The organism is Gemmatimonadota bacterium (assembly GCA_041390125.1).
Lineage (GTDB): Bacteria > Gemmatimonadota > Gemmatimonadetes > Longimicrobiales > Gaopeijiaceae > JAGQIF01.
On record JAWKQN010000004.1, the window covers coordinates 1 to 20757 of the forward strand.

Sequence of the window (20757 nt, forward strand, 5' to 3'; positions counted from 1 at the left end):
CTCCTCGGGCGCGATCTCCAGACCGGCGCTGCTCAACCCTGCGATGCGCAGGTCCACGTACGTGTCGATGAACACGTCGGCGCTGATGGTGCGCGCCGGGCCGCCGGGGTCGCTGGAGTCGCAGGCGAGGAGCAATCCCGCCCCGGCCGCCGCCGCCAGGAGTCCGTGCGTGACGGCACGTCTCATCGGGCCTCCATGGCCCGGGTGGCCGCACGCCAGAGCAGGCCGCACAGCCCCACGAACACCAGCGTGCCGATCACCGGCGACGACCAGGCGGTGAACTCCGACCAGTGGTGCCCGATGACCCACCGGTCCGCGTTGGACGGATCGCCCGTGACGCGGGTCACGCCGTAGATGGCGCCGCCGATCAGGACCCCGACCAGGGCGGCTCCGGCGATGAGGCCGGATGCGTACAGGACGCCCTGCTCGCGCTTCTCGGCCAGCACCTCCACCCCGTCGGCGTCCGTGCCTGCGCCCTCGTAGCGGCGCGTCAGGGCCTGTCGCATGAGGCCGCCCACGAAGATGGGGGTCATGAGCGAGATGGGCAGATAGATCCCGACCGCGAGCGCGAGCGAAGGCAGCTTGAAGACCAGCTCGGCCACGGCGGCCAGCGCCGCCCCCAGCAGCACGAAGCCCCAGGGCAGCGACGCGTTGAGCACGCCGTCGATCACCAGGCTCATGAGCGTGGCCTGCGGGGCGGGCAGGCCGTCGGCCGTGCCGATCCCGTAGGACTCGTTCAGCACCACCAGCACGGCGCCCATGACGGCGGCGGACGTGAGCACACCGATCAACTCGCCCATCTGTTGCAGCCGCGGCGTCGCGCCCAGCAGGAAGCCGGTCTTCAGGTCCTGCGAGGTGTCGCCCGCGATGGCCGCCGAGATGCACACCACGGCGCCCACGGCCAGGACGGAGGCCTTGGCTGCGACCGACCCGTCGTTCAGCCCCAGCGCCACCCAGATCAAGGAGGTGAGGATGAGCGCGGCGATGGTCATGCCGGAGACGGGATTGGAGGACGAGCCGATCAACCCCACGATGCGGCTGGAGACCGTCACGAAGAAGAAGCTGAACACCGCGATCAGCACCGCGCCCACGAGGTTGACCGGGACACCCGGCCACAGCCAGAGCGCCACCGTGATCAGGCCGGCCAGGCCGAGCACCAGACCGAGCGGCAGATCCTGCTGGGTGCGGGGGACGTGGGCGCCCCCGCCGCCGCCCGTCTCCTTCATGCCGAGCTTGAAGCTCTCGACGATCGTGGGCAGGCTCTTGATGAGGGTGAGGATGCCGGCGCACCCCACCGCACCCGCGCCCACGTAGCGGATGTAGTGGTTCCAGATGTCGCCCGACCCGAGGTCGGCCATGGGCGCGGTCGCCGGGTACACCACGTCGGTGCCACCCCAGGCGTTGATCAGGGGGATCAGCACCAGCCAGGCGAGCGCGCTCCCCCCGAACATGATGGCGGCGATGCGCGGTCCGATGATGAAGCCCACGCCCAGCAGCTCCGGGGTGAAGTCCCCACCGATCTGTGCCTTCCGCGGGAGCGCGAAGCTCGGGGACTCGTTCCAGAGCGACAGGCCGCGCCCGTTGGAGAGCACCTGGTACAGGGCGCCGACGCCGAGGCCCTCGAACAGCAACCGCGCCTTGGTGCCGCCCACCTCGCCCGCCACCTGGACCTCGGCGCAGGCGGTGCCTTCGGGATAGGGAAGCTTGCCGTGCTCGCGCGAGATCAGGTAGGAGCGCAGCGGGATCATGAAGAGCACGCCCAGCAGCCCCCCCAGGGCCGCGATCACCGAGATCTCCATGAGGCTGACGACGACGTCGGGATCGGTGCGCTGCCAGATGAAGAGCGCCGGCAGCGTGAAGATCACGCCGGCGGCGACGGACTCCCCGGCCGATCCCACGGTCTGGACGATGTTCGCCTCGAGGATCGTCCCGCGCTTCAGGGCCCGGAAGAGCGCCACGGCCATGACGGCGGCGGGGATGGAGGCGCTGACGGTGAGGCCCACGCGCAGGCCCAGGTAGGCGTTGGCCGCCCCGAACACGACGCCGAGCACGATCCCGAGTGCCACGGCCCGGAGTGTGAACTCCGCCGGGCTCTGGTCCGCCGGCACGTAGGGCCGGTAGCGGTCGCCCGGGATCTCCTCGTAGGCCTCCGGGGGCAGGCCCCGGCGGGCCGGAGCGTCGACGTGCGCCATGTCCCTCCCTCGTCTGGGGAATTCAGCCCGGGGAAGCTGGATCGGGCCCACGGAGGGCGTCAAGCCGGAGCGGGAGCATGGCCCGGCCCTCCGGGGTAGCCAGCCGGATCGCTCTCCGGGGCCCCCGACTCGGACCGCATGTGATGCCCGGGGGTTCCGGGCGTCCTCCCCGGGAAGGCAGGTGAGGTGTCGATGAGCCGGTCGGTGTCGGGTCCCCGCGCGCGTCGGGGCGTCCTCGTGGTCTCGGCGCTCCTCGCCGGGTGCGCCGTCAATCCCGCCACGGGCGAGCGCGAGCTGTCGTTCGTCTCCGAGGCGCAGGAGATCCAGATGGGCCGGGAGGCGGACGCGCAGATCGTCGCCTCCCTCGGGCTGTACCCCGACTCCGCCGTGCAGCGCTATGTCCGTGGGCTGGGCCTGCGCATGGCGCAGGAGTCCGAACGGCCGAACCTGCCGTGGACGTTCCGGGTGGTCGACGACCCGGTCGTCAACGCCTTCGCGTTGCCGGGCGGCTTCGTCTACATCACCCGCGGCATCATGACCCACCTCACGTCGGAGGCCGAGCTGATGGGTGTGCTCGGCCACGAGATCGGGCACGTCACCGCCAAGCACTCCGTCAACCAGATCAGCCGCCAGCAGCTGTACACGCTGGGGCTGGGCGTGGGCATGGTGTTCTCCGAGACCGTGCGCCAGTTCGGGGACGTCGCGATGCAGAGCCTCCAGCTCCTGTTCCTGAAGTACGGCCGCGACGACGAGCGCCAGGCGGACGAGCTGGGCTTCCGCTACATGACGGGGGAGGGATACGACCCGCGCGAGATGAGCCGCGTCTTCGACATGCTCGGTCAGATCAGCGCGCAGGGCGGGCAGCGCATTCCCGAGTGGCTCTCCACCCATCCCGACCCCGGCCGGCGCGCCGAGACGATCCTGGCCATGGCGCAGCAGGCCGGCGGCGTGCCTCCCAACGCGCTGGTGCGGCGCCCGGAGTACCTCCGCACCATCGACGGGGTGGTCTTCGGCCCGGACCCGCGGGAGGGGTACTTCGAGGACGGCGGCGTCTTCCTGCACCCGACGCTGCGCTTCGGGATCACGTTCCCGTCGGGCTGGCAGACGGTGAACCAGAAGCAGGCGGTGCAGGGCGTGAGCCCGGACCAGGACGCCATCGCCATGCTGACGCTCGCCGAGGGCGCCAGTGCCGCGCGCACGGCGCGCGACGCGTTCCTGGGCCAGGAGGGCATCCAGGCCGTGGGGCGCTCGGAGCAGGCCATCGCGGGCCTGCCGGCGGCGTGGGCCGAGTTCACGGGTCAGACCGAGGACGGTACCCAGCTCCACGGGCTGGCCGCGTTCGTGGAGCATCGCGGTGCCGTGTTCCGGCTGCTGGGATACACGACGGAAGCACGATGGAGCGCCCGGGCGGGCGCGCTGGAGGCGTTCGCGCGCTCCTTCCGCCCCGTCAGCGATCCGGCGGTGCTCGGTGCGCAGCCCGATCGCGTGGACGTCGTGGAGGTGCCCACCTCCATGAGCGTGCCCGAATTCCTGCGTCGCTTCCCGAGTTCGGTGCCGGAATCCACCGTGAGCCTGATCAACCAGTTCCAGGGCAATACCACGTTGGGTCGCGGCGAGCTGGCCAAGCGCGTGACCGGCGCCCGCTGACGTCTGGCGTTCCGTCTGCGGCCGGCGCTGGCTCCGTTCTTGAACTTCGGACCGCACGGCGCAGCGGAGAGACGCTCCCTGCGCCGAAGTGACGCAGGACGCTGCCACTACGCGGCGCCTGCTGCCACAGTGACAGCGACGAACGGAGGGTGGCCGGGGCGATGAGCGCGTCCCCGGCGCCGGAACGCGACGAGCGATGATCAACTTCGAACGCTTGACCATGAAGGCCACCGAGGCGCTGCGCCTGGCGGCCAACGACGCCCGCGGGCGCGGCAATCCCGAGGTGGACGGACCGCACCTGCTCGGCGCCTTGCTGGAGCAGGAGGAGGGAATCGTCCTTCCCGTCCTGCAGAAGATCGGCGTGCAGGTGGACGGGGTGCGCGCGCGTGTGCAGGAGCGGATCGGCCGTCTGGCCAAGGTGAGCGGCGGCGCAGACCCGACCCTGTCGCGGGAGCTGCGCGCGGCGTTGGAGGCCGCGGAGAAGAAGGCGCGCGAGTTGGGAGACGAGTACGTCTCCACCGAGCACTTCCTCGTGGGGTTGGCCTCGGCCCGGGGGGACGCCCGCGCGATCCTGGAGGAGGCCGGCGCGGACGAGGACACCGTGCTGGAGGCGCTGGACACCGTTCGGGGCAGCCACCGCGTGACGGACCAGACGCCCGAGGACACGTACCGCGCCCTGGCCCGCTACAGCCGCGACCTCACGGATCTGGCGCGGCAGGGCAAGCTGGACCCCGTGATCGGCCGCGACGAGGAGATCCGGCGGGTCGTCAAGGTCCTGGCGCGACGCACGAAGAACAACCCGGTGCTCATCGGGGAGCCCGGGGTGGGGAAGACCGCGATCGTGGAGGGGCTGGCGCAGCGCATCGTCGCCGGTGACGTCCCGCAGAGCCTCGCCAACAAGAAGCTGATCTCCCTCGACATCTCGGCCATGCTCGCGGGCGCGAAGTACCGCGGCGAGTTCGAGGAGCGCATGAAGGCGGTGATGAAGGAGATCATCGACGCCGAGGGTCGCTATGTCGTCTTCATCGACGAGCTGCACACCATCGTCGGCGCCGGCGCCGCCGAAGGGGCCGTGGATGCGGGCAACATGCTCAAGCCTTCCCTGGCGCGAGGCGAGATGCAGCTCGTGGGTGCGACCACGTTGGACGAATACCGCAACCACATCGAGAAGGACCCCGCGCTCGAGCGGCGCTTCATGCCCGTGTTCGTGGCGCCTCCCTCCGTGGAGGATGCCGTGGCCATCCTGCGGGGTCTGAAGGAGCGCTACGAGGTCCACCATGGCGTGCGCATCACCGACGACGCCATCGTGGCCGCGGCCAAGCTGTCGGATCGCTACATCGGCGGGCGCTTCCTGCCGGACAAGGCGATCGACCTGATCGACGAGGCCGCCAGCCGTCTGCGGATCGAGATCGACTCGCTTCCGCAGGAGATCGACGAGGTCGAGCGTCGCATCACGCAGCTCGAGATCGAGAAGGCCGCGTTGGCGCAGGAGAAGGAGTCGGGCGCCCTCCAGCGCAAGGAGGCCATCGAGGGCGAGCTCGCCGAGCTCAAGGAGCGCTCGTCCTCCATGAAGGCGCGCTGGCAGGCGGAGAAGGCGGCCATCGTGCGCATCCAGTCGCTCAAGGAGCGGGTGGACGAGCTCAAGGTGGAGGCGGACAAGGCCACGCGGACCGGCGATCTGGGAAGGGCGGCGGAGCTGCAGTACGGCGAGGTGCCCAAGACCGAGGCCGAACTGGTGAAGGCCGAGGGCCGCCTGCAGGAGCTCCAGAAGGACGGGAAGTTCCTGAAGGAGGAGGTGGACGAGGAGGACATCGCGGCGGTCGTGGCCGAATGGACCGGCATTCCTGTGAACCGCCTCATGGAGTCGGAGCGGCAGCGCCTGACGCACCTGGAGGACCTGCTCGCCGAGCGGGTCGTGGGGCAGCCGCAGGCGGTCGGTGTGGTGGCCAACGCGGTGCGGCGCTCGCGGGCCGGGCTGCAGGACCCGCACCGCCCCATCGGCTCGTTCATCTTCCTGGGTCCCACCGGGGTCGGGAAGACCGAGACGGCCCGCGCGCTCGCGGAGTTCCTGTTCGACGACGAGCGCGCCATCGTGCGGCTCGACATGTCCGAGTACATGGAGAAGCACGCCGTGGCCCGGATGATCGGCGCGCCACCCGGCTATGTCGGGTTCGAGGAGGGCGGCCAGCTCACGGAGGCCGTGCGGCGTCGGCCCCACTCCGTCGTCCTGTTCGACGAGATCGAGAAGGCGCACCCGGAGGTCTTCAACGTGCTGCTGCAGATCCTGGACGACGGTCGTCTGACCGACTCGCAGGGGCGCACGGTGGACTTCCGGAACACGGTGATCATCATGACCTCCAACATCGGCAGCCCGCTCATCCTGGAGCGCTCGGGTTCGGAGGTGTGGGACCAGGTGGAGGCGGCGGTGCTCCAGGAGTTGCGGCGTCACTTCCGACCGGAGTTCATCAACCGGGTGGACGACATCGTCGTCTTCCAGCCTCTGGGCCGCGAGCAGCTCGGGCGCATCGTGGAGCTGCAGCTGCAGCGCCTCCAGGAGCTGGCCGACGAGTTGGGCGTGCGTCTGGACGTCAGTGACGGCGCCCGCGCCCGCATCACCGAGGAGGGCTACGACCCCGTGTTCGGGGCGCGGCCGCTCAAGCGGGCCATCCAGCGCCTGGTGCAGGACCCCCTCGCCCTGTACCTGCTCGACCACGAGGTTGAGGAGGGCACCGTGATCCGGGTGGACGCGGCACCCGGCGCCGAACGGCTCGTCTTCGAGCCGGTCGGCCCGACCGGGGCGACGGTCTGACGGCGGAACGCCGGACGGCCCGTCGCCACCGGTGTGGTACGGGACCTGCGTGGTGCCGATGCGACGATCGCCGGGGGCGGGCCGATGGCGGCCCGGGTGGAGGCGGTCCCTTCAGGAGGAAGGCGTGAGGACACTGGTGCTGGGCGCGCTCCTGCTCATGAGCGCGGGGTGCGTGACCCGACAGGTCTCCGGCTCGCGCGGGGCCGCTTCGGTGGCTCCGGCCCTGTCCGTGGAGACCTTCCTGGAGGCGGCCAACCGACGGGACCTGGAGACGATGGCCCGGATCTTCGGGACGGGGGACGGTCCCATCGGCGACACGGGCAGCACGTTCGGCTGCGCGTTCAAGAAGATGGGCTCGTGGATCGGGCTCGGGGACCGGTGCCTGACGCGGCCCGAGGTCGAGGTCCGCATGAACCTGATTGCCGACGTCCTCGCCAGCCAGCGGTATCAGCTGGGCGCCGACGAGCGGGTCGCCGGTCGCGAGCGGCCCACCACGCGCCTCCAGGTCACCCTGACCAAGGAGGGCCGCGAGGTGGAAGGCATTCCCTTCGTGGTGGTGCAGGGCGGGAGCGGGTCGTGGTACATCGAGGAGATCGGCCTCGACCGGGTGACCGCCTCGCGCTGAAGCCGTAGCGCCCCACGCGCGCCCGGACCCCGGGCGCAGGTCACGGGGCCGACGTTCAGCCGGCGGCTTCCACGAGCTCCGTGAGCACCCGTCCCGTGGACTCCGGGTGCAGGAAGGCGACCCGGTGCCCGAAGGCGCCGGGTCTGGGCACGCGGTCGATGAGGCGTACCCCCTCGCCGGCCAGGCGGTCGAGCTCCTCCGCCAGGTCGTCCACCGCGAACGCGAGGTGGTGCAGCCCCGGCCCGCGCCGGTCCAGGAACCGGGCCACCGTGCTGGACGGATCCGTGGGCTCGAGGAGTTCCACCAGCCCCACGAAGCAGACCCGGACCTTCTGGCTCTCGACGGTCTCGATGGGGGAACCCGGGGTGCCCGCCATGCGTTCGTAGAGCGGTAGGACGTCCCGGATGGACGGGACCGCGACACCGACATGGTGGAGCCGCCGTCCGGCGGTGGGGTGCGGGCTCGGTGTCTCCATCCTGGGTGTCCGATGTTAGGTTTGACCGACGGTGGTGCCGCGCAGCAGGCGGGCCACGACGAGCGTGGAGATCAGGAGATCATGATGGCCGAGAGTGCGAACCTGCTTACCGTAACGGACCAGTCCTGGGCCCAACAGATCGAGGGTGCGGAGGGCGTGGCCATGGTCGACTTCTGGGCCGTCTGGTGTGGTCCGTGTCGACTGATCGCGCCGTTCATCGACCAGATCGCCGACGAATACAACGACCAGGGCGTCACGGTGGGCAAGCTGGACGTGGACAACAACCCGGAGGTGGCCGCCCGCTTCGGCGTGCGTTCCATCCCCAGCGTGCTGTTCTTCAAGGACGGCCAGCACGTCGACACGGTCGTGGGCGCGGTGCCCAAGGCGGTGCTCGAGCAGAAGCTCAAGCAGCACCTGTAGTCCCGGAGCACGAAGGGGCCGACCGCGGCGTGGCCGAGCTCTATCTCGTCAGCACACCGATCGGCAACCTCGCGGACGTCACGCTCCGCGCGCTCGACACCTTGCGGCGTGTCGATCTCGTCCTGGCGGAGGACACCCGGCGCACCCGGATCCTCCTCGACCACCACGGGATCGGCACGCCGTTGTCGTCCCTGCACGAGCACAACGAGGCTCGACGGGTCGAGTCGGTGTTGGAGCGTCTCGCGGACGGGGGGACCGTGGCGCTCGTCTCGGACGCGGGCACACCGCTCGTCTCCGACCCGGGCAGCCGTCTGGTCCGCAGCGTGGTGGAGGCCGGCCACCCGGTCGTGCCCATCCCCGGTCCCTCCGCCGTCCTGGCCGCGCTGGTCGCCTCCGGTCTGCCGGGCGAGCGCTTCACCTTCCTGGGATTCGCCCCGCGCAAGGGGGCCGAGCGCCAGCGAACCCTCGAGCGCGTGTCTGCATCCGAGGAGACATGCGTCCTCTTCGAGGCGCCGCCCCGGCTGGTCCGGCTCCTGACCGACCTGGCCGAGGCGTGTGGCGAGGACCGGGAGGCGTGCGTGGCCCGCGAGGTGACGAAGATGCACGAGGAGTTCCGGCGCGGCGTCCTGCGGGAGCTGGCCGATCACTACCAGGCGCACCCGCCGCGGGGGGAGGTCACGCTGGTCGTGGCTCCGTCCGCCCCGCGCGGGGTAGAGGACCCCGACATCGAGGCGAGCGCGCGGGCGCTGCTGGCCGAAGGGCTCCGGCCGAGCCAGGCGGCCCAGGCGCTGAGCCAGCGGCTTGGCATCTCCCGCAACCACGCCTATCGTGTCGTCCAATCCCTGGCAGGTCGTGATCCATGATCCTCGCGCTCACCCTCGCCGCCCTGGCCGGCTCCCCGCCGGTGGCGCCGCTCCCGGCGAGCTCCGACACGCTGCTGACCGTCGCGCGCCTCCAGTACGGCGGGGGCGGGGACTGGTATGCCAACCCCTCCTCGATCGCGAACCTCCTGACCGCCATCCGCGACCGTACGGGCGTGCCCACGGCCGCCCGTGAAGCGGTGGTGGAGACGCTCGACCCCGCGCTGCCCGACTACGGCTTCCTCTACATGACGGGTCACGGGCAGGTGCGCTTCACGGTCGAGGAGCGCGCAGCGTTGCGGGCCTACCTGCTCGGCGGTGGATTCCTGCACGCGGACGACAACTACGGCCTGGACGACTCGTTCCGGGCCGAGATGGCGGCCATCTTCCCCGACCACCCTCTCGTCGAGCTTCCCGCGGACCACGCCGTCTTCCATGGCGTGTACGACTTCCCGGACGGATTGCCGAAGATCCACGAGCACGACGGCGCGGCACCGCAGGCCTACGGCATCTTCGACGAGGGACGGCTCATGGTCTTCTACAGCTACGAGTCGGACCTGGGGGACGGGTGGGAGGACTCCGACGTGCACGGAGATCCCGACGAGGTGCGGGAGCAGGCGCTGCGGATGGGTGTGAACCTGTATCTCCACGTGCTGGGGCAGTACGTCCGGTGAGCCCGGCGCCCGCCTCGGTCACGGCGACCCTCGCCGCGGTGCGTCGCCACCTGCGGGGGCGGCTGGGGATGGCCGCGTCCCTCTGGGGGGGTGCCCTCGTGGGCGCCCTGCTCCTGGCGGCCTGGCTCGCCGTCGGCACGGGCTGGCGTGTGGGCTCCGTCTGGCCGCTCCTGCTGGACGCCCTCCTCCTGCTGGTGCTGGTGGTGGGGATCGTGCTCGTCCGCCGGGTCGCCGCCGACCTGCTGGCCGAGCGGCGGGTCGCCGCCGCGGTGGAGGATTCCGCCGCGCTGCGGCGCGGCACCGTCCTGGGCTCCCTGGAGCTGGAGCGGAAGGTGCCGGAGGGGACGTCGGCCGGGTTGGCTCGGGCCGCCACGGATGAAGCGGCCCGCGGGCTGGCCGGGCGCACCCCGCGTGAGCTGACCGGCGCCCTGGGTGCCCGGGTGGACGGGGTGGCGCGACGGGGGCTGGCCGCGCTCGGCTTGATCGTCCCTGCGCTGGTCGTCCTGCTGGCGTTGACGCCCCAACGGTCCTGGCAGGCCGTCCGAGGGCTGGCGCGCCCCGTGCACGCCTACCTCGGTGGGGACTATCCGCCGCTGGAGGTCACCCCGGGCAGCGTGGAGGTCCTGCGCGGCAGCCCGGTGCTCATCCGGGTGCGGGCCCCGGGCCGCACCGAGGTCACCCTGCGTTGGGTGGTGCGGGGGGCCATCCCCCAGGAGCGGACGCAACCGCTCGAGGATGACGAGACCGGCTTCCCCTTCGAGCGCGTGGACGCCGACATCGAGTACTGGGCCGAGACGCCCGACGGGGCCCGGAGCGAGCGCTACGTGCTCTCGCCCATCAACCCCCTGCTCGTCACGGATCTGACGCTCCAGCTGTCCTTCCCCGCCCATACGGGCATCCCCCCCGAGGAGCTGCGCGAGCCCCTGCCGCCCGCGACCCTCCCGGTAGGGACGCGGATCCGGATCCTGGGTCGCGCCAGCCGCACGCTGGCGGAGGCCTCGCTGGAGCTACCGGGCGCGCCCGAGGCGGGAGTGGTGTTGACGCCCGTCGGCGCCGCGTTCGAAGGCGAGTGGTCGCCCAGCCGGAGCGGCGCCTACGAGTGGCGCTTCCGCGACCCCGAGGGCGAGGCCCCCGAGACCGCGCCGGCGCCGTTCGAGCTGACGCTCGTGCGCGATTCGCTCCCCGCGCTCACCGTGGTCTTCCCCGGTGTGGACACGGTGATGCCGATCTCGCACAAGCAGCCCCTGGTGGTCGAGGCCCGGGACGACTACGGGCTCGACCACGTGGCCGTGGTGGCCGTCCAGTCGGGAGCCGGGCTGGCCGCGCGCAGCACCACGCAGCGCCTGCCGCTCGACGGCGCCCGCGACGTGATGGCGCGTCCGCTGCTGGATCTGTCCGAATGGAAGCTCCTGCCGGGGGACTCCGTCCGCTACCGCGTGCGCGCCACCGACAACTCACCGCTCGCGCAGACGGTGGAGTCGGACGAGTTCCTGTTGCGCGTGCCGGAGCTCGCGGAGCTGCGCCGCACGGCCGGACAGGAGCTGGACTCCCTGGCCGAGCGCCTCTCCCGGCTCACGGAGCAGGCGGGCGCGGAGGCCGAGGATTCGCGCGACCTGGAACGGGCGTCGCAACAGCGCGAGCAGGCCGGCGGGCGCATGGGCTTCGAGGAGCGCGAGCGCATGCGCGAGGCCCTCGAAGGCCAGCAGGACGTGGACGGCCAGCTGGAGACCATGCAGAACGAGCTCCAGGACCTTGCGGATCAGCTGCGGGAGGCCGGTCTCGCGGATCCCGAGCTGCGCAAGAGCATGGAGGAGCTGGAGGCCCTGCTCGAGTCCCTGCTCACGGACGAGATGCGCGAGCAGCTACAGGAGCTGTCCAACTCCCTGGACCAGTCCCAGGCGAGCCAGGCGCGCGAGGATCTCTCCCGCCTCGCCGAACAGCAGGAGGAGATGCGGCAACGCCTGGAGGAGGCGCTCGAGCGCTTCCGGCGCGCGGCGGTGGAGCAGGACTTCCGCGCGACGACCGAAGAGGCGCGCGAACTGGCGGAGCAGGAGCGCGCCCTGGCCGACGCGCTGCGCGAGGGGGACGACCCCGAGAAGCGCGCGGAGCAGCAGGAGGAGCTGTCGGCGGAGGCCGAAGCGCTGCAGGAGCGGATGGAGGCGCTGCGTGAGCGCCTGGAGCAGCTGGGGGAGGAGCGGGCCAGCGAGCGGGTACAACAGGCCTCGGAGCGGATGGAGCAGGCCCGCCAAGCCATGCAACGGGCCGCGCAGCAGGCCCAGCAGAGCCCGGAGCAGGCCGGCCAGAGCGCCGACCAGGCCGCCGAGGCGGTCGACGAGGGCATGCGCGAGATGGAGGAGGCCCAGCGCCAGATGGCGGCCGAGATCATGGAGCGCATCATGGAGGCGCTCGATCGGGCCGCCGAGGACGCCCTCGAGCTCGCCGAGCGGCAGTCGGAGCTGCGTCGGCAGATGCGCGGCGCCGACGAGGAGACGCGCGCCCGCCTGCGCCAGGAGCAGTCGACGGTGATGGAAGGCGCGCGCAACCTGGAGCGCGGCCTCTCGGAGGCGATGCAGGTCAATCCGGCGGAGGGCAATCCGCTGACCGAGCGCGCCACCGAGGCACGCGAGCGCACGCAGCAGACCGCCGAGGCGCTCGAGGCGCCAGCGGACAGCCGGACCTCCGCGGCCGCGGCGGCGGAAGGCGCGGTCGATGCGCTCAACCGCCTGGCGCTGGCCGCCATGGCCGCGTCCGAGCAGATGTCGCAGAACGGCCAACAGAGCATGTCGGGCGAGCAGGTCATGGAGCAGCTGGAGCAACTGGCCGAGCAGCAATCGGAGTTGCTCAACCAGTCGGAGCAGATGATGCCCATGCAGCTCGGTGAGCAGGCCATGCAGAGCCAGATGCAGCAGATGGCGCAGGGTCAGCAGTCCGTCGCCGAGGAGCTGGGGCAGCTCTCCGACGAGCCCGGGGCGGAGGAGCAGGCGATGGGCGACCTGGAGGCCCTGGCCCAGGAGGCGCAGGCCATCGCCCAGCTCCTGCAGGAGGGGCGTCTGGACCGGGAGGTGATGGAGCGGCAGCAGGACCTCTTCCACCGGCTGCTGGACGCGGGACGCAGCCTGGAGAAGGAAGAGGAGGAGGAGACCGAGGAGCGCGAGTCCACCACCGCGGGCTCCTACGAGCGACGCGACGTGGCGCCGCTGGCCCCGGAGCTTCTGCGGGGCCCCCGGTATCCGCTCCCCTCTGCGGAGCAACTCGAGCGTCTGACGCCGGCCGAGCGCGAGCTGGTGCGGCGCTACTTCGAGCGCCTCAACCGGCAGGCCTCGCCGCCGCCCGGCCCCGGCCGATGAGACGGCTGCTGCCGCACCTCGTGTGCCTGGGCGCGCTGATCCTGCCGGCCGCGCTGGCCGCGCAGACGGGGATCGATGGCGCCTATGCCCTTCTCTCCGAGGGTCGCGTGCAGGACGGACGCACGGCGCTCATGGAGGCCAGCGCGGCGCTGGCACCGTCCGCCGCCGTGCCCCACCTGAAGGTCGCGCGCGTGCTGGGCAAGATGGGACCGGAGCTCGCGCCCCGCGTGGCGCGCGCCGTGGCGGAGGCCTACCGCGGGCGCTCCGCCGAGGCCATCGCCGCGCTGCTCGCGCTCGAGACCGACGCCCGACCCGAAGAGGTGCCCCCCTTGCTGGCGTTGTCCGCCGATCTCGCCGACGGGGCGGGGGACGCTGCCCAGGCCGAGGCGCTCCGCGTCCGGCTGATCGAAGCGTTCCCCGAAGCCACCGAGCGGCCCGCGGCCATCCTCGAAGTCGCCGAGGCCCGCGCCCGGCGTGGGCAGGGCGTGGACGAAGCCATCGCCTGGGTGGAAGCCTTGATCGTGGAGCAGCCGGGCGGGGCGCTGGTGCCGGAGGCCCGCCGCGTGTTGGACCGCCTGCGGAGTGCCGGATGAGAGGTCCCTGTCGCGGCCTGGTGCTCGTGGGCGTCCTGGCCGGTCTGCTCGGCGCGGGGCGCCTCGACGCCCAATCGACGCTCGTCCCCATGGACCGGGCCCAGGCCAATCATCTGCGGGCCTACGGCCTCACGTACTGGGCCCTGCAGCAGGGCCTCAAGGCCGAGTGGCTCCTCAACTACCGGGGCGGATCGTTCCTGCTGCCGGATGCCGAGGTGGTGCGCCGGCAGGCCGCGCTCATGGGCGTGAGCGTGGAGCAGGTCTCCGCCGGACAGGAGGCGACGATCCGGGGAACCATCGCCCAGTCCAACATGGAGACGGTACCCCTGGAGAAGGCGCCCAAGATCGCGATCTACACGCCACCCAACTCCACGCCCTGGGACGACGCGGTCACCATGGCGCTGGAGTACGCCGACATCCCCTACGACAAGATCTGGGACGCGGACGTGATGCGGGGGCGACTGGCCGACTACGAGTGGATGCACCTGCACCACGAGGACTTCACGGGGCAGTACTCGAAGTTCTTCCTGACGTACGCGGGCGCGCCCTGGCTGCAGGACGAGGTGGCCCGCAACCAGGAAGTGGCGCGCGAGTTGGGGTTCCCCTCGGTGCCCGAGCTCAAGAAGGGCGTGGCGCGCACGATCCGCGACTTCGTGGAGAAGGGCGGCTTCCTGTTCGCCATGTGTTCGGCGACGGAGACGTTGGATCTGGCCCTGGCGGCGGAGGACGTCGACATCGCCGCCTCGTTTGCCGACGGCACGCCCGCCGATCCTCGCGCCAGCAGCAAGATGGACTGGAGCAGGGCGCTGGCCTTCGAGGGGGCGGAGGTGCAGGTGGCGCCGTCCGTGAGCTCGTTCAGCGACATCGACGGCCACCAGGTCAACACCCCGTGGCGCAGCGAGCTGGGGGCGTTCACGCTCTTCGACTTCTCCGCCAAGTTCGATCCCGTCCCCACCATGCTGACGCAGAGCCACGAGGCCGTGATCCCGGACTTCTACGGGCTGACCACGTCGTTCGCGAAGAAGCGCCTCAAGCCCGGCACCACCGTCCTGGCGGAAGAGGGCGAATGGGCCAAGTACATCCACGGCACCTTCGGCGAAGGCACCTGGACATTCTACGGCGGTCATGATCCCGAGGACCCCGAGCACCAGATCGGCGACGCGCCCACCGACCTGGCGTTGCACCCGAACTCCCCGTCGTACCGGCTCATCCTCAACAACGTCCTCTTCCCGGCCGCGAAGAAGAAGAAGCTGAAGACGTGAGCGCGGAGCTCCGTCTCGCCCCCGAGGCGGCCGAGCGGATCCGCACCGAGATCCGCAAGGCGGGCGGGCGGGAGGTCTGCTTCATCGCGCACGTGGATCCGGCGCGCGTGGTTACGGACCCCCGGGCCGTGGCCCGCGGGAACTACGAGGCCGTGCTCGTCGCCGCGCGTGACGCCCGTTCGGGCGACGTGATGATCCACAACCATCCCAGCGGCACGTTGGAGCCGTCGGAGGCCGACTTCGGTGTCGCCGCCCGCCTCTACGACCTGGGCCTGGGCACGGCCATCACGGACAACGACGTCACCAGGCTCTATGTCGTGGTCGAGCCCCCCGTGCCGAAGGAGCGGGTGGCCCTGGACGTGGAGGCGCTCGAGACCCTGCTCGGGCCGGAAGGTCCGTTGCCGGAGGTGCATCCCCGCTTCGAGGACCGTCCCGGGCAGCGCGAGGTGCTGCGCGTGCTCGCGACGCGGTTCAACGAGCGCGGCGTGGCCTTGATCGAAGCGGGGACCGGGACCGGGAAGTCCCTCGCCTACCTGGTGCCCGCGGCCGTGTGGGCGGTCGAGAACGAGGAGCGCACGGTCGTCTCCACCAACACGATCAACCTGCAGGAGCAGCTGGTGGGGAAGGACCTGCCGCTCGTGGCCCGCGTGCTGGGTCGGGAGGTGCGGTGGGCGCTCGTGAAGGGCCGCGGCAACTACGTGTCGATCCGGCGTGCCCGGCTCGCCGCGGAGAGCATCCAGTCCCTCTTCGACGAGGATCGCAGCGACGAGATCGACCGGCTGCTCGCGTGGTTGGAGACGACCGCGGACGGCAGCCTTTCGGATCTGCCGTTCACACCCTCGTCCGATCTGTGGGACGAAGTGCAGAGCGACGCCGACGTCTGTCTCCGCGCCAAGTGCCCGCACTTCCAGACCTGCTTCTACCAGCGCTCGCGGCGTCGGGCGGCGGCCGCCGAGCTGTTGGTGGTGAACCACCATCTGCTGTTCACCGACCTGGCCGTGCGCAGGGCCACGGACAACTGGACCCAGGCGGCCGTGCTGCCCCCGTACCGCCACGTGATCCTGGACGAGGCCCACAACGTCGAGGACGCGGCCACCACCCACCTGGGCGTGGACGTCAGCCGCATCGGCGTGGCTCGTCTGCTCGCCCGCCTGGAGACCCGGGGTCGCGGTCTGCTCCGCGCGCTCGGCGACGAAGCGGGGGGCTCGGAGGAGGCGGACCAGGTGCGCGACCTCATCGAGGATCGGGTCCGCCCGGCGCTGTCCACCGCCCGCGCGTGGTTCGCCCGCCTCGTGGATGCGGTGGACGCGGTGCTCCCGGCGGAGGAGACCACCGCCCGCCTGGGTACGCCTCCGCTGGGCGAACTCGCGGAGCGCGAGACCGTGCGCGAGGCGTTGGACGGCACGTTGGTCGGCTTCGCGGAGCTCGGACGACACCTGGCGCGCGTGCGGGCGCTCGCCGAAGAGCGCGAAGCGCTGGTGGAGCGGCTCGGGGGACGGCTGCTGGACGTGCAGAGCGTGGAGCGGCGTGTGGACGCGGCGGCCACGGCGCTGCGCACGGTCCTCGACGCCGATCCCGGCGATCGCGACTTCGTGCGCTGGGTGGAGCGACGCGGGCGACTGCCGCGCGGGAACCTGGTCTTCGCCGCCGCGCCCATCGACGTGGGACCGCTCCTGCGCTCGGCCCTGTTCGAGAAGGTGGATTCGGCGGCGCTGCTGTCGGCGACGCTCACCACGGACCAGGGCTTCCGGTTCGTCCGCTCGCGGATCGGGCTGGAGACGTCGTCGCTGGAAGGGAATCGGGCCGTGGTCGAACATGTGGCTCCGTCCCCCTTCGACTTCACGTCGCAGGCCCTGCTCACCATCCCCACGGACGTGGCGCCACCGGAGACCTCCTCCGACACGTTCCAGCGCCAGACCGCCGAGTGGATCCGGGTCCTGGCCGGGCTTTCGGGGGGCGGGGTGCTCGCCCTGTTCACGTCCCACCGCTCCCTGCGGAAGGTGGCGGAGCTGCTGCGGGCCGCCGGGATCGAGTCGCGCTGGCCGCTGTTCGTGCAGGGAGACGGCGATCGCTCCCGTCTGCTCGATGCGTTCCGGGACGCGCGCAACGGGGTGCTGCTCGGCACCGCCTCCTTCTGGGAAGGGGTCGACGTGCCCGGGGATCCGTTGCGCGCCCTGCTCCTGGAGAAGCTGCCCTTCCGCGTGCCCTCCGAGCCCATCACGGCCGCGCGGCTGGAGGCGCTGGAGGCCGCCGGGCGGAACAGCTTCCAGGAGTTCATGCTGCCCCACGCCGCCCTCCGGCTCAAGCAGGGGTTCGGGCGGCTGATCCGCTCGCGCTCCGACCGGGGGGCCGTGGTGCTGCTGGACTCGCGGGTGCTGACGCGCCGCTATGGCCGCGCGCTGCGGGCGGCGCTGCCGCCGGCCCCCGTGCTCAAGGGGCTGGGCTGGGAGGTCGAGCGCTCCCTCGCGGACTTCTACGGCCCGGACGCGGGAGGTCGCCCGCGGGCGGAGGCCGCGGTTTTCGACGCCGCCGAGGATCGGTAGATTCCCCGCGGCCCGGACCGACCGGAGGGCGGACCCCGGCCCCAATCCACCAGGACGGGTGAGGCATGAAGAGCGTCATCGGCATCGTCATCGGGGTCATCTGGCTGGTCTTCGCGTTCCGCGCGTTCGGCTTCTCCGCCGCGGGTGGGAGCACGGGGGCGGACGACCTCCAGTTCTGGTGGGCGGTCGTGGGCTCGCTGCTGACCATCGCCGCGGGCGCCGCCATCGTGGGGGGGCTCATCCACGGTCGCGCCCAGCGGGGCTGAGGCCGACGGTGGATCGCCCAAGCAAGATCGTCTGCGTCGGCCGCAACTACCTCGCCCATGCGCGTGAGCTGGGCGGCGAGGTTCCCGACGAGCCGCTCATCTTCCTGAAGCCGCCGTCCGCCATCGTCGGCGACGGAGATCCCATCCGGCTGCCCCCGGGCGTGGGTCGCGTCGACTACGAAGGGGAGATCGCCTTCCGGATCGGCAAACGCGCCCGGCGCGTGGCAGCGGCCGATTGGCGGAGCTACGTCGACGCCGTCCTGCCTGCCAACGACGTGACCGCGCGCGACCTCCAGCGCAAGGACGACCAGTGGACCCGGGCCAAGGGCTTCGACACGTTCTGCGTGCTGGGCCCGCCGGTGGCGCTGGACGGCCTCGACGTCGACGCGTTGCAGGTGATCACACGCGTCGACGGCGCCGAGCGCCAGAACGGTCGGGTGTCGGACATGGCCTTCCCTCCGGGCGTCCTGCTGGAGTACATCACCGGCATCATGACGCTCGAGCCCGGCGACCTGGTGCTCACCGGCACGCCGGAAGGGGTGGGCCCCATCCACGCCGGCCAGACCGTCGAGGTCGAGATCCCGGGCGTGGCCTGGATCTCCAACCCGGTCGTCGAGGACGCCCGCCCTTGAAGCTGAGGCGCGCCTTCGAGGCGCTGCCGGGCTATCCGCTGGCCGGTGTGGCCGAAGCCCGTCGGCGCCTGGAGGCGGCGGGCGTGGACGTGATCGACCTCGGGGCGGGCGACGCCGATCTGCCTCCCCCGCCTGCCGTCGTGGAAGCCCTGCGCGCCGCCGCGGGGGAGAAGGCGTACGGCCGCTACGGGTTCCAGCTCGGTCTCCCCGCGCTGCGGGAGTCGATCGCGGGCTGGATGGAGACCCGCTTCGGCGTGTCCTTCGATCCCTTCCGCGAGGTGCTGCCCCTGATCGGCTCCAAGGAGGGCATCGCGCACCTGCCCCTGGCGCTGCTCGATCCGGGAGACGTGGGCGTCCTGCCCGACCCCGGCTACCAGGCCTACCGGGGTGGCGTGGTCCTCGCCGGCGGGGAGCCGTGGGCCGTGCCGCTCCTGCCGGAGCACGACTTCCTCATCCCCCTGGAATCGCTGCCGCCGGAGATCGTGGCGCGCACACGCATCCTGTTCCTCAACTACCCGAACAACCCGACGGCGGCTTCGGCGCCGTTGGAGTACCTGGAGCGCGCGGTCGCGTTCTGCCGGACGCACGACATCGTCCTCGCCCACGACCACGCCTATTCCGAGATCGCGTTCGACGGCTATCGGCCGCCCAGCATCTTCCAGATCCCGGGCGCCCGTGACGTCGCCCTGGAGTTCCACTCGTTCTCGAAGACCTACAACATGACGGGGTGGCGCCTGGGGTGGGCGGTGGGGGCCCCGCCGTTGATCGCCGCCCTGACCCGGGTGAAGACGTTCATGGACACGGGGGCGTTCCTGGCCGTGCAGGCCGCGGGCGTGGCGGCCCTCGGGAGCTGGGCGGAGTGGGTGCCGGACAACGTGCGGCGCTTCCAGGAGCGTCGGGATGCCGGGGTCCGGGCCCTCACGGCCGCAGGCTTCCGCGTCGACGCCCCGCGAGCGACGATGTACCTGTGGGTGCCGGTTCCGCCCGGAGAGGACGACGCGACCCTCGCCCGGCGCGCGCTCGAGGAGCAGGGGGTGGTGATCCTGCCCGGGTCCTCCCTGGGAGCAGGCGGAAAGGGCTTCTTCCGCATCGCCTTGACGGTCGAGCCGGACCGCCTGGAGACCGCGGTCCAGCGCCTGGGCCAGCTGCTCTGACCGGCCCCGCGGAGGCTCGCGTGACCGGCGGAAGCGCCGGAACCCCCCTTCCAGGGGCGGTGTTCAACTCCCGATGAAAGACCCGGCCCGCCACGCGTCCGCCTCCCCCTCGCCCGCCCTGCGTGGACGGGACCGGCGGAACCGCGTGTTCTGGGTCTCCATCGGGATCTCGGCCCTCCTCCACGTCGCGGCGGTGCTCATCTACCCCTGGCTGGGGCGTCCCGACGTGGGCGGGGTGACGCTGCCGGGGACCATCGAGACGTCGGGCGAGGCGGCCGGCACCCGGGTCGTGGTGATCTCCGAGATCGCCGAGGGCGACGTCGAGGCCCCCGAACGCCCGGAGGAGATCCGGGAGCTGGAGGAATCGGTGCGGCCCGTCCTGCCGGGGGCGCCCCGGGACGAGGGCGCGGGTCGCCCCGGACTCGTCGAACCGGGCCGGGCCGGGCGCTCGGCCGCCGAGATCCTCCGCCCCCAGGCCGAGGACTCCCTGATCTGGCGGGGCGTGGACCCCGCCCTCACCGAGCTCAGCGACCACGAGAAGGCCGAGTTGCGGATGCGCTGGGCGCTCACGGAGTGGAACGAGGCGATGGCCGCCGAGGCACGGGCGGCCGAAGAGGCGCTCGACTGGACGCACACGGACGCCGACGGCAACAAGTGGGGCGTCTCACCCGGAAAGCTGCACCTGGGGAGCCTGACGTTGCCGCTTCCGCTCAACTTCGGCCCGCCGCCCGGCGTGAACCGGGCGCTCGACCAGCGACTCCAGGAGTACGACGCCATCGAGCGTCAGGCCGGGCGCGCCCGGGTCTGGCAGAGCTGGGAGGAGCGGGCCAAGGCGATCCGCGCGCGCAAGGACCGCGAGCGAGAGGAGGCGCGCGCTGCGCGCCCGGATACGACGGGTTCGCGTCGCTGAGCCGCGCGGAACCGCGCTGCTCGGCCCGTCGCTCGCCTTCCTGGCGGTCGGCGTCGCGGCCGGAGCCCTGGCCGTGCTGTTGACGCGGCGCGTCCCGCTGGCACCCACCCCGGACGAGCTGCGGGCGCGCATCGCGGGGGACGACGCGGGCGTGGAGATCCTCGACCTCGGCGAAGGCTTCTACGAGCTCGTGGGCGAGGTCGACAGCCGGGGGCGGGCGGAGCGCATCGAGCGCGCCGTCGAGTCGGCCGAGGGCGTGGTCGGGGTGGTCAACCGTCTCTGGATCGTCTAGAGTTTCGCCTCCCAGCCCCGGGCGGTCCCGCCGCCGGGCTCGTCCCTCCGCAAGGC

General features: G+C 71.9%; 18 protein-coding genes. 15 read left to right on the top strand and 3 right to left on the bottom strand.

Translation table 11 applies throughout. From position 1 onward, the window contains the following. On the bottom strand, window positions 1-186 hold a 186-nt coding region (locus tag R3E98_03325), incomplete at its 3' end, for a hypothetical protein (protein ID MEZ4422414.1). Continuing rightward, on the bottom strand, window positions 183-2192 hold the full coding sequence (locus R3E98_03330) for an oligopeptide transporter, OPT family (protein MEZ4422415.1): 2010 nt from the start codon (window positions 2190-2192) through the stop codon (window positions 183-185). The genes R3E98_03330 and R3E98_03325, both read right to left, overlap by 4 nt. Window positions 2193-2384: 192 nt before the next feature. Between R3E98_03330 and R3E98_03335 the strand changes: the two genes are divergently transcribed. The 3 genes from R3E98_03335 (at window position 2385) to R3E98_03345 (ending at window position 7273) form a co-directional block, all read left to right on the top strand. Beyond that, window positions 2385-3839, top strand: a complete 1455-nt coding sequence (locus R3E98_03335; GenBank protein ID MEZ4422416.1) for a M48 family metallopeptidase — start codon at window positions 2385-2387, stop codon at window positions 3837-3839. Between the two features lie 196 nt (window positions 3840-4035). Then, entirely contained in the window at window positions 4036-6648 is a 2613-nt protein-coding gene (gene clpB, locus R3E98_03340) for an ATP-dependent chaperone ClpB (GenBank protein MEZ4422417.1), read from the top strand. 124 nt (window positions 6649-6772) lie between these two features. Then, window positions 6773-7273, top strand: a complete 501-nt coding sequence (locus R3E98_03345; GenBank protein MEZ4422418.1) for a hypothetical protein — start codon at window positions 6773-6775, stop codon at window positions 7271-7273. A 55-nt stretch (window positions 7274-7328) separates the two neighbouring features. On the opposite strand, the gene mce is transcribed toward R3E98_03345, so the two are convergent. After that, on the bottom strand, window positions 7329-7748 hold the full coding sequence (gene mce, locus R3E98_03350) for a methylmalonyl-CoA epimerase (protein MEZ4422419.1): 420 nt from the start codon (window positions 7746-7748) through the stop codon (window positions 7329-7331). Window positions 7749-7832: 84 nt separating this feature from the next. Between mce and trxA the strand changes: the two genes are divergently transcribed. The 12 genes from trxA to R3E98_03410 all read left to right on the top strand — a co-directional run bounded on the left by trxA (window position 7833) and on the right by R3E98_03410 (window position 20701). Continuing rightward, window positions 7833-8168 carry a thioredoxin gene (gene trxA, locus R3E98_03355; protein ID MEZ4422420.1) on the top strand — a complete coding sequence of 112 codons (336 nt, stop codon included), beginning with the start codon at window positions 7833-7835 and terminating at the stop codon, window positions 8166-8168. A gap of 29 nt (window positions 8169-8197) precedes the next feature. Continuing rightward, complete coding sequence (gene rsmI / locus R3E98_03360; GenBank protein MEZ4422421.1) at window positions 8198-9031, top strand: 16S rRNA (cytidine(1402)-2'-O)-methyltransferase; 834 nt, start codon at window positions 8198-8200, stop codon at window positions 9029-9031. Next, window positions 9028-9702 (top strand): DUF4159 domain-containing protein, encoded by a 675-nt coding sequence (locus R3E98_03365; protein ID MEZ4422422.1) that lies wholly within the window; start codon window positions 9028-9030, stop codon window positions 9700-9702. The genes rsmI and R3E98_03365 overlap by 4 nt, the downstream gene beginning before the upstream one ends. Beyond that, entirely contained in the window at window positions 9699-13049 is a 3351-nt protein-coding gene (locus R3E98_03370) for a hypothetical protein (GenBank protein ID MEZ4422423.1), read from the top strand. The genes R3E98_03365 and R3E98_03370 overlap by 4 nt, the downstream gene beginning before the upstream one ends. After that, window positions 13046-13642 (top strand): hypothetical protein, encoded by a 597-nt coding sequence (locus R3E98_03375; GenBank protein ID MEZ4422424.1) that lies wholly within the window; start codon window positions 13046-13048, stop codon window positions 13640-13642. The genes R3E98_03370 and R3E98_03375 overlap by 4 nt, the downstream gene beginning before the upstream one ends. Further along, window positions 13639-14904 (top strand): asparagine synthetase B, encoded by a 1266-nt coding sequence (locus R3E98_03380; GenBank protein ID MEZ4422425.1) that lies wholly within the window; start codon window positions 13639-13641, stop codon window positions 14902-14904. Before R3E98_03375 ends, R3E98_03380 begins: the two co-directional genes overlap by 4 nt. Then, window positions 14901-17447 carry a helicase C-terminal domain-containing protein gene (locus tag R3E98_03385; protein MEZ4422426.1) on the top strand — a complete coding sequence of 849 codons (2547 nt, stop codon included), beginning with the start codon at window positions 14901-14903 and terminating at the stop codon, window positions 17445-17447. The genes R3E98_03380 and R3E98_03385 overlap by 4 nt, the downstream gene beginning before the upstream one ends. Before the next feature lie 65 nt (window positions 17448-17512). Continuing rightward, on the top strand, window positions 17513-17713 hold the full coding sequence (locus R3E98_03390; protein ID MEZ4422427.1) for a hypothetical protein: 201 nt from the start codon (window positions 17513-17515) through the stop codon (window positions 17711-17713). An 8-nt stretch (window positions 17714-17721) separates the two neighbouring features. After that, a complete protein-coding gene (locus R3E98_03395) occupies window positions 17722-18345 on the top strand; it encodes a fumarylacetoacetate hydrolase family protein (protein ID MEZ4422428.1) in 624 nt (207 codons plus the stop codon). Then, on the top strand, window positions 18342-19499 hold the full coding sequence (locus R3E98_03400) for an aminotransferase class I/II-fold pyridoxal phosphate-dependent enzyme (protein ID MEZ4422429.1): 1158 nt from the start codon (window positions 18342-18344) through the stop codon (window positions 19497-19499). The genes R3E98_03395 and R3E98_03400 overlap by 4 nt, the downstream gene beginning before the upstream one ends. Before the next feature lie 145 nt (window positions 19500-19644). Then, on the top strand, window positions 19645-20409 hold the full coding sequence (locus R3E98_03405) for a hypothetical protein (GenBank protein ID MEZ4422430.1): 765 nt from the start codon (window positions 19645-19647) through the stop codon (window positions 20407-20409). Between the two features lie 73 nt (window positions 20410-20482). Beyond that, window positions 20483-20701 (top strand): hypothetical protein, encoded by a 219-nt coding sequence (locus tag R3E98_03410; GenBank protein MEZ4422431.1) that lies wholly within the window; start codon window positions 20483-20485, stop codon window positions 20699-20701. The last annotated feature ends 56 nt before the right edge of the window (window positions 20702-20757 follow it).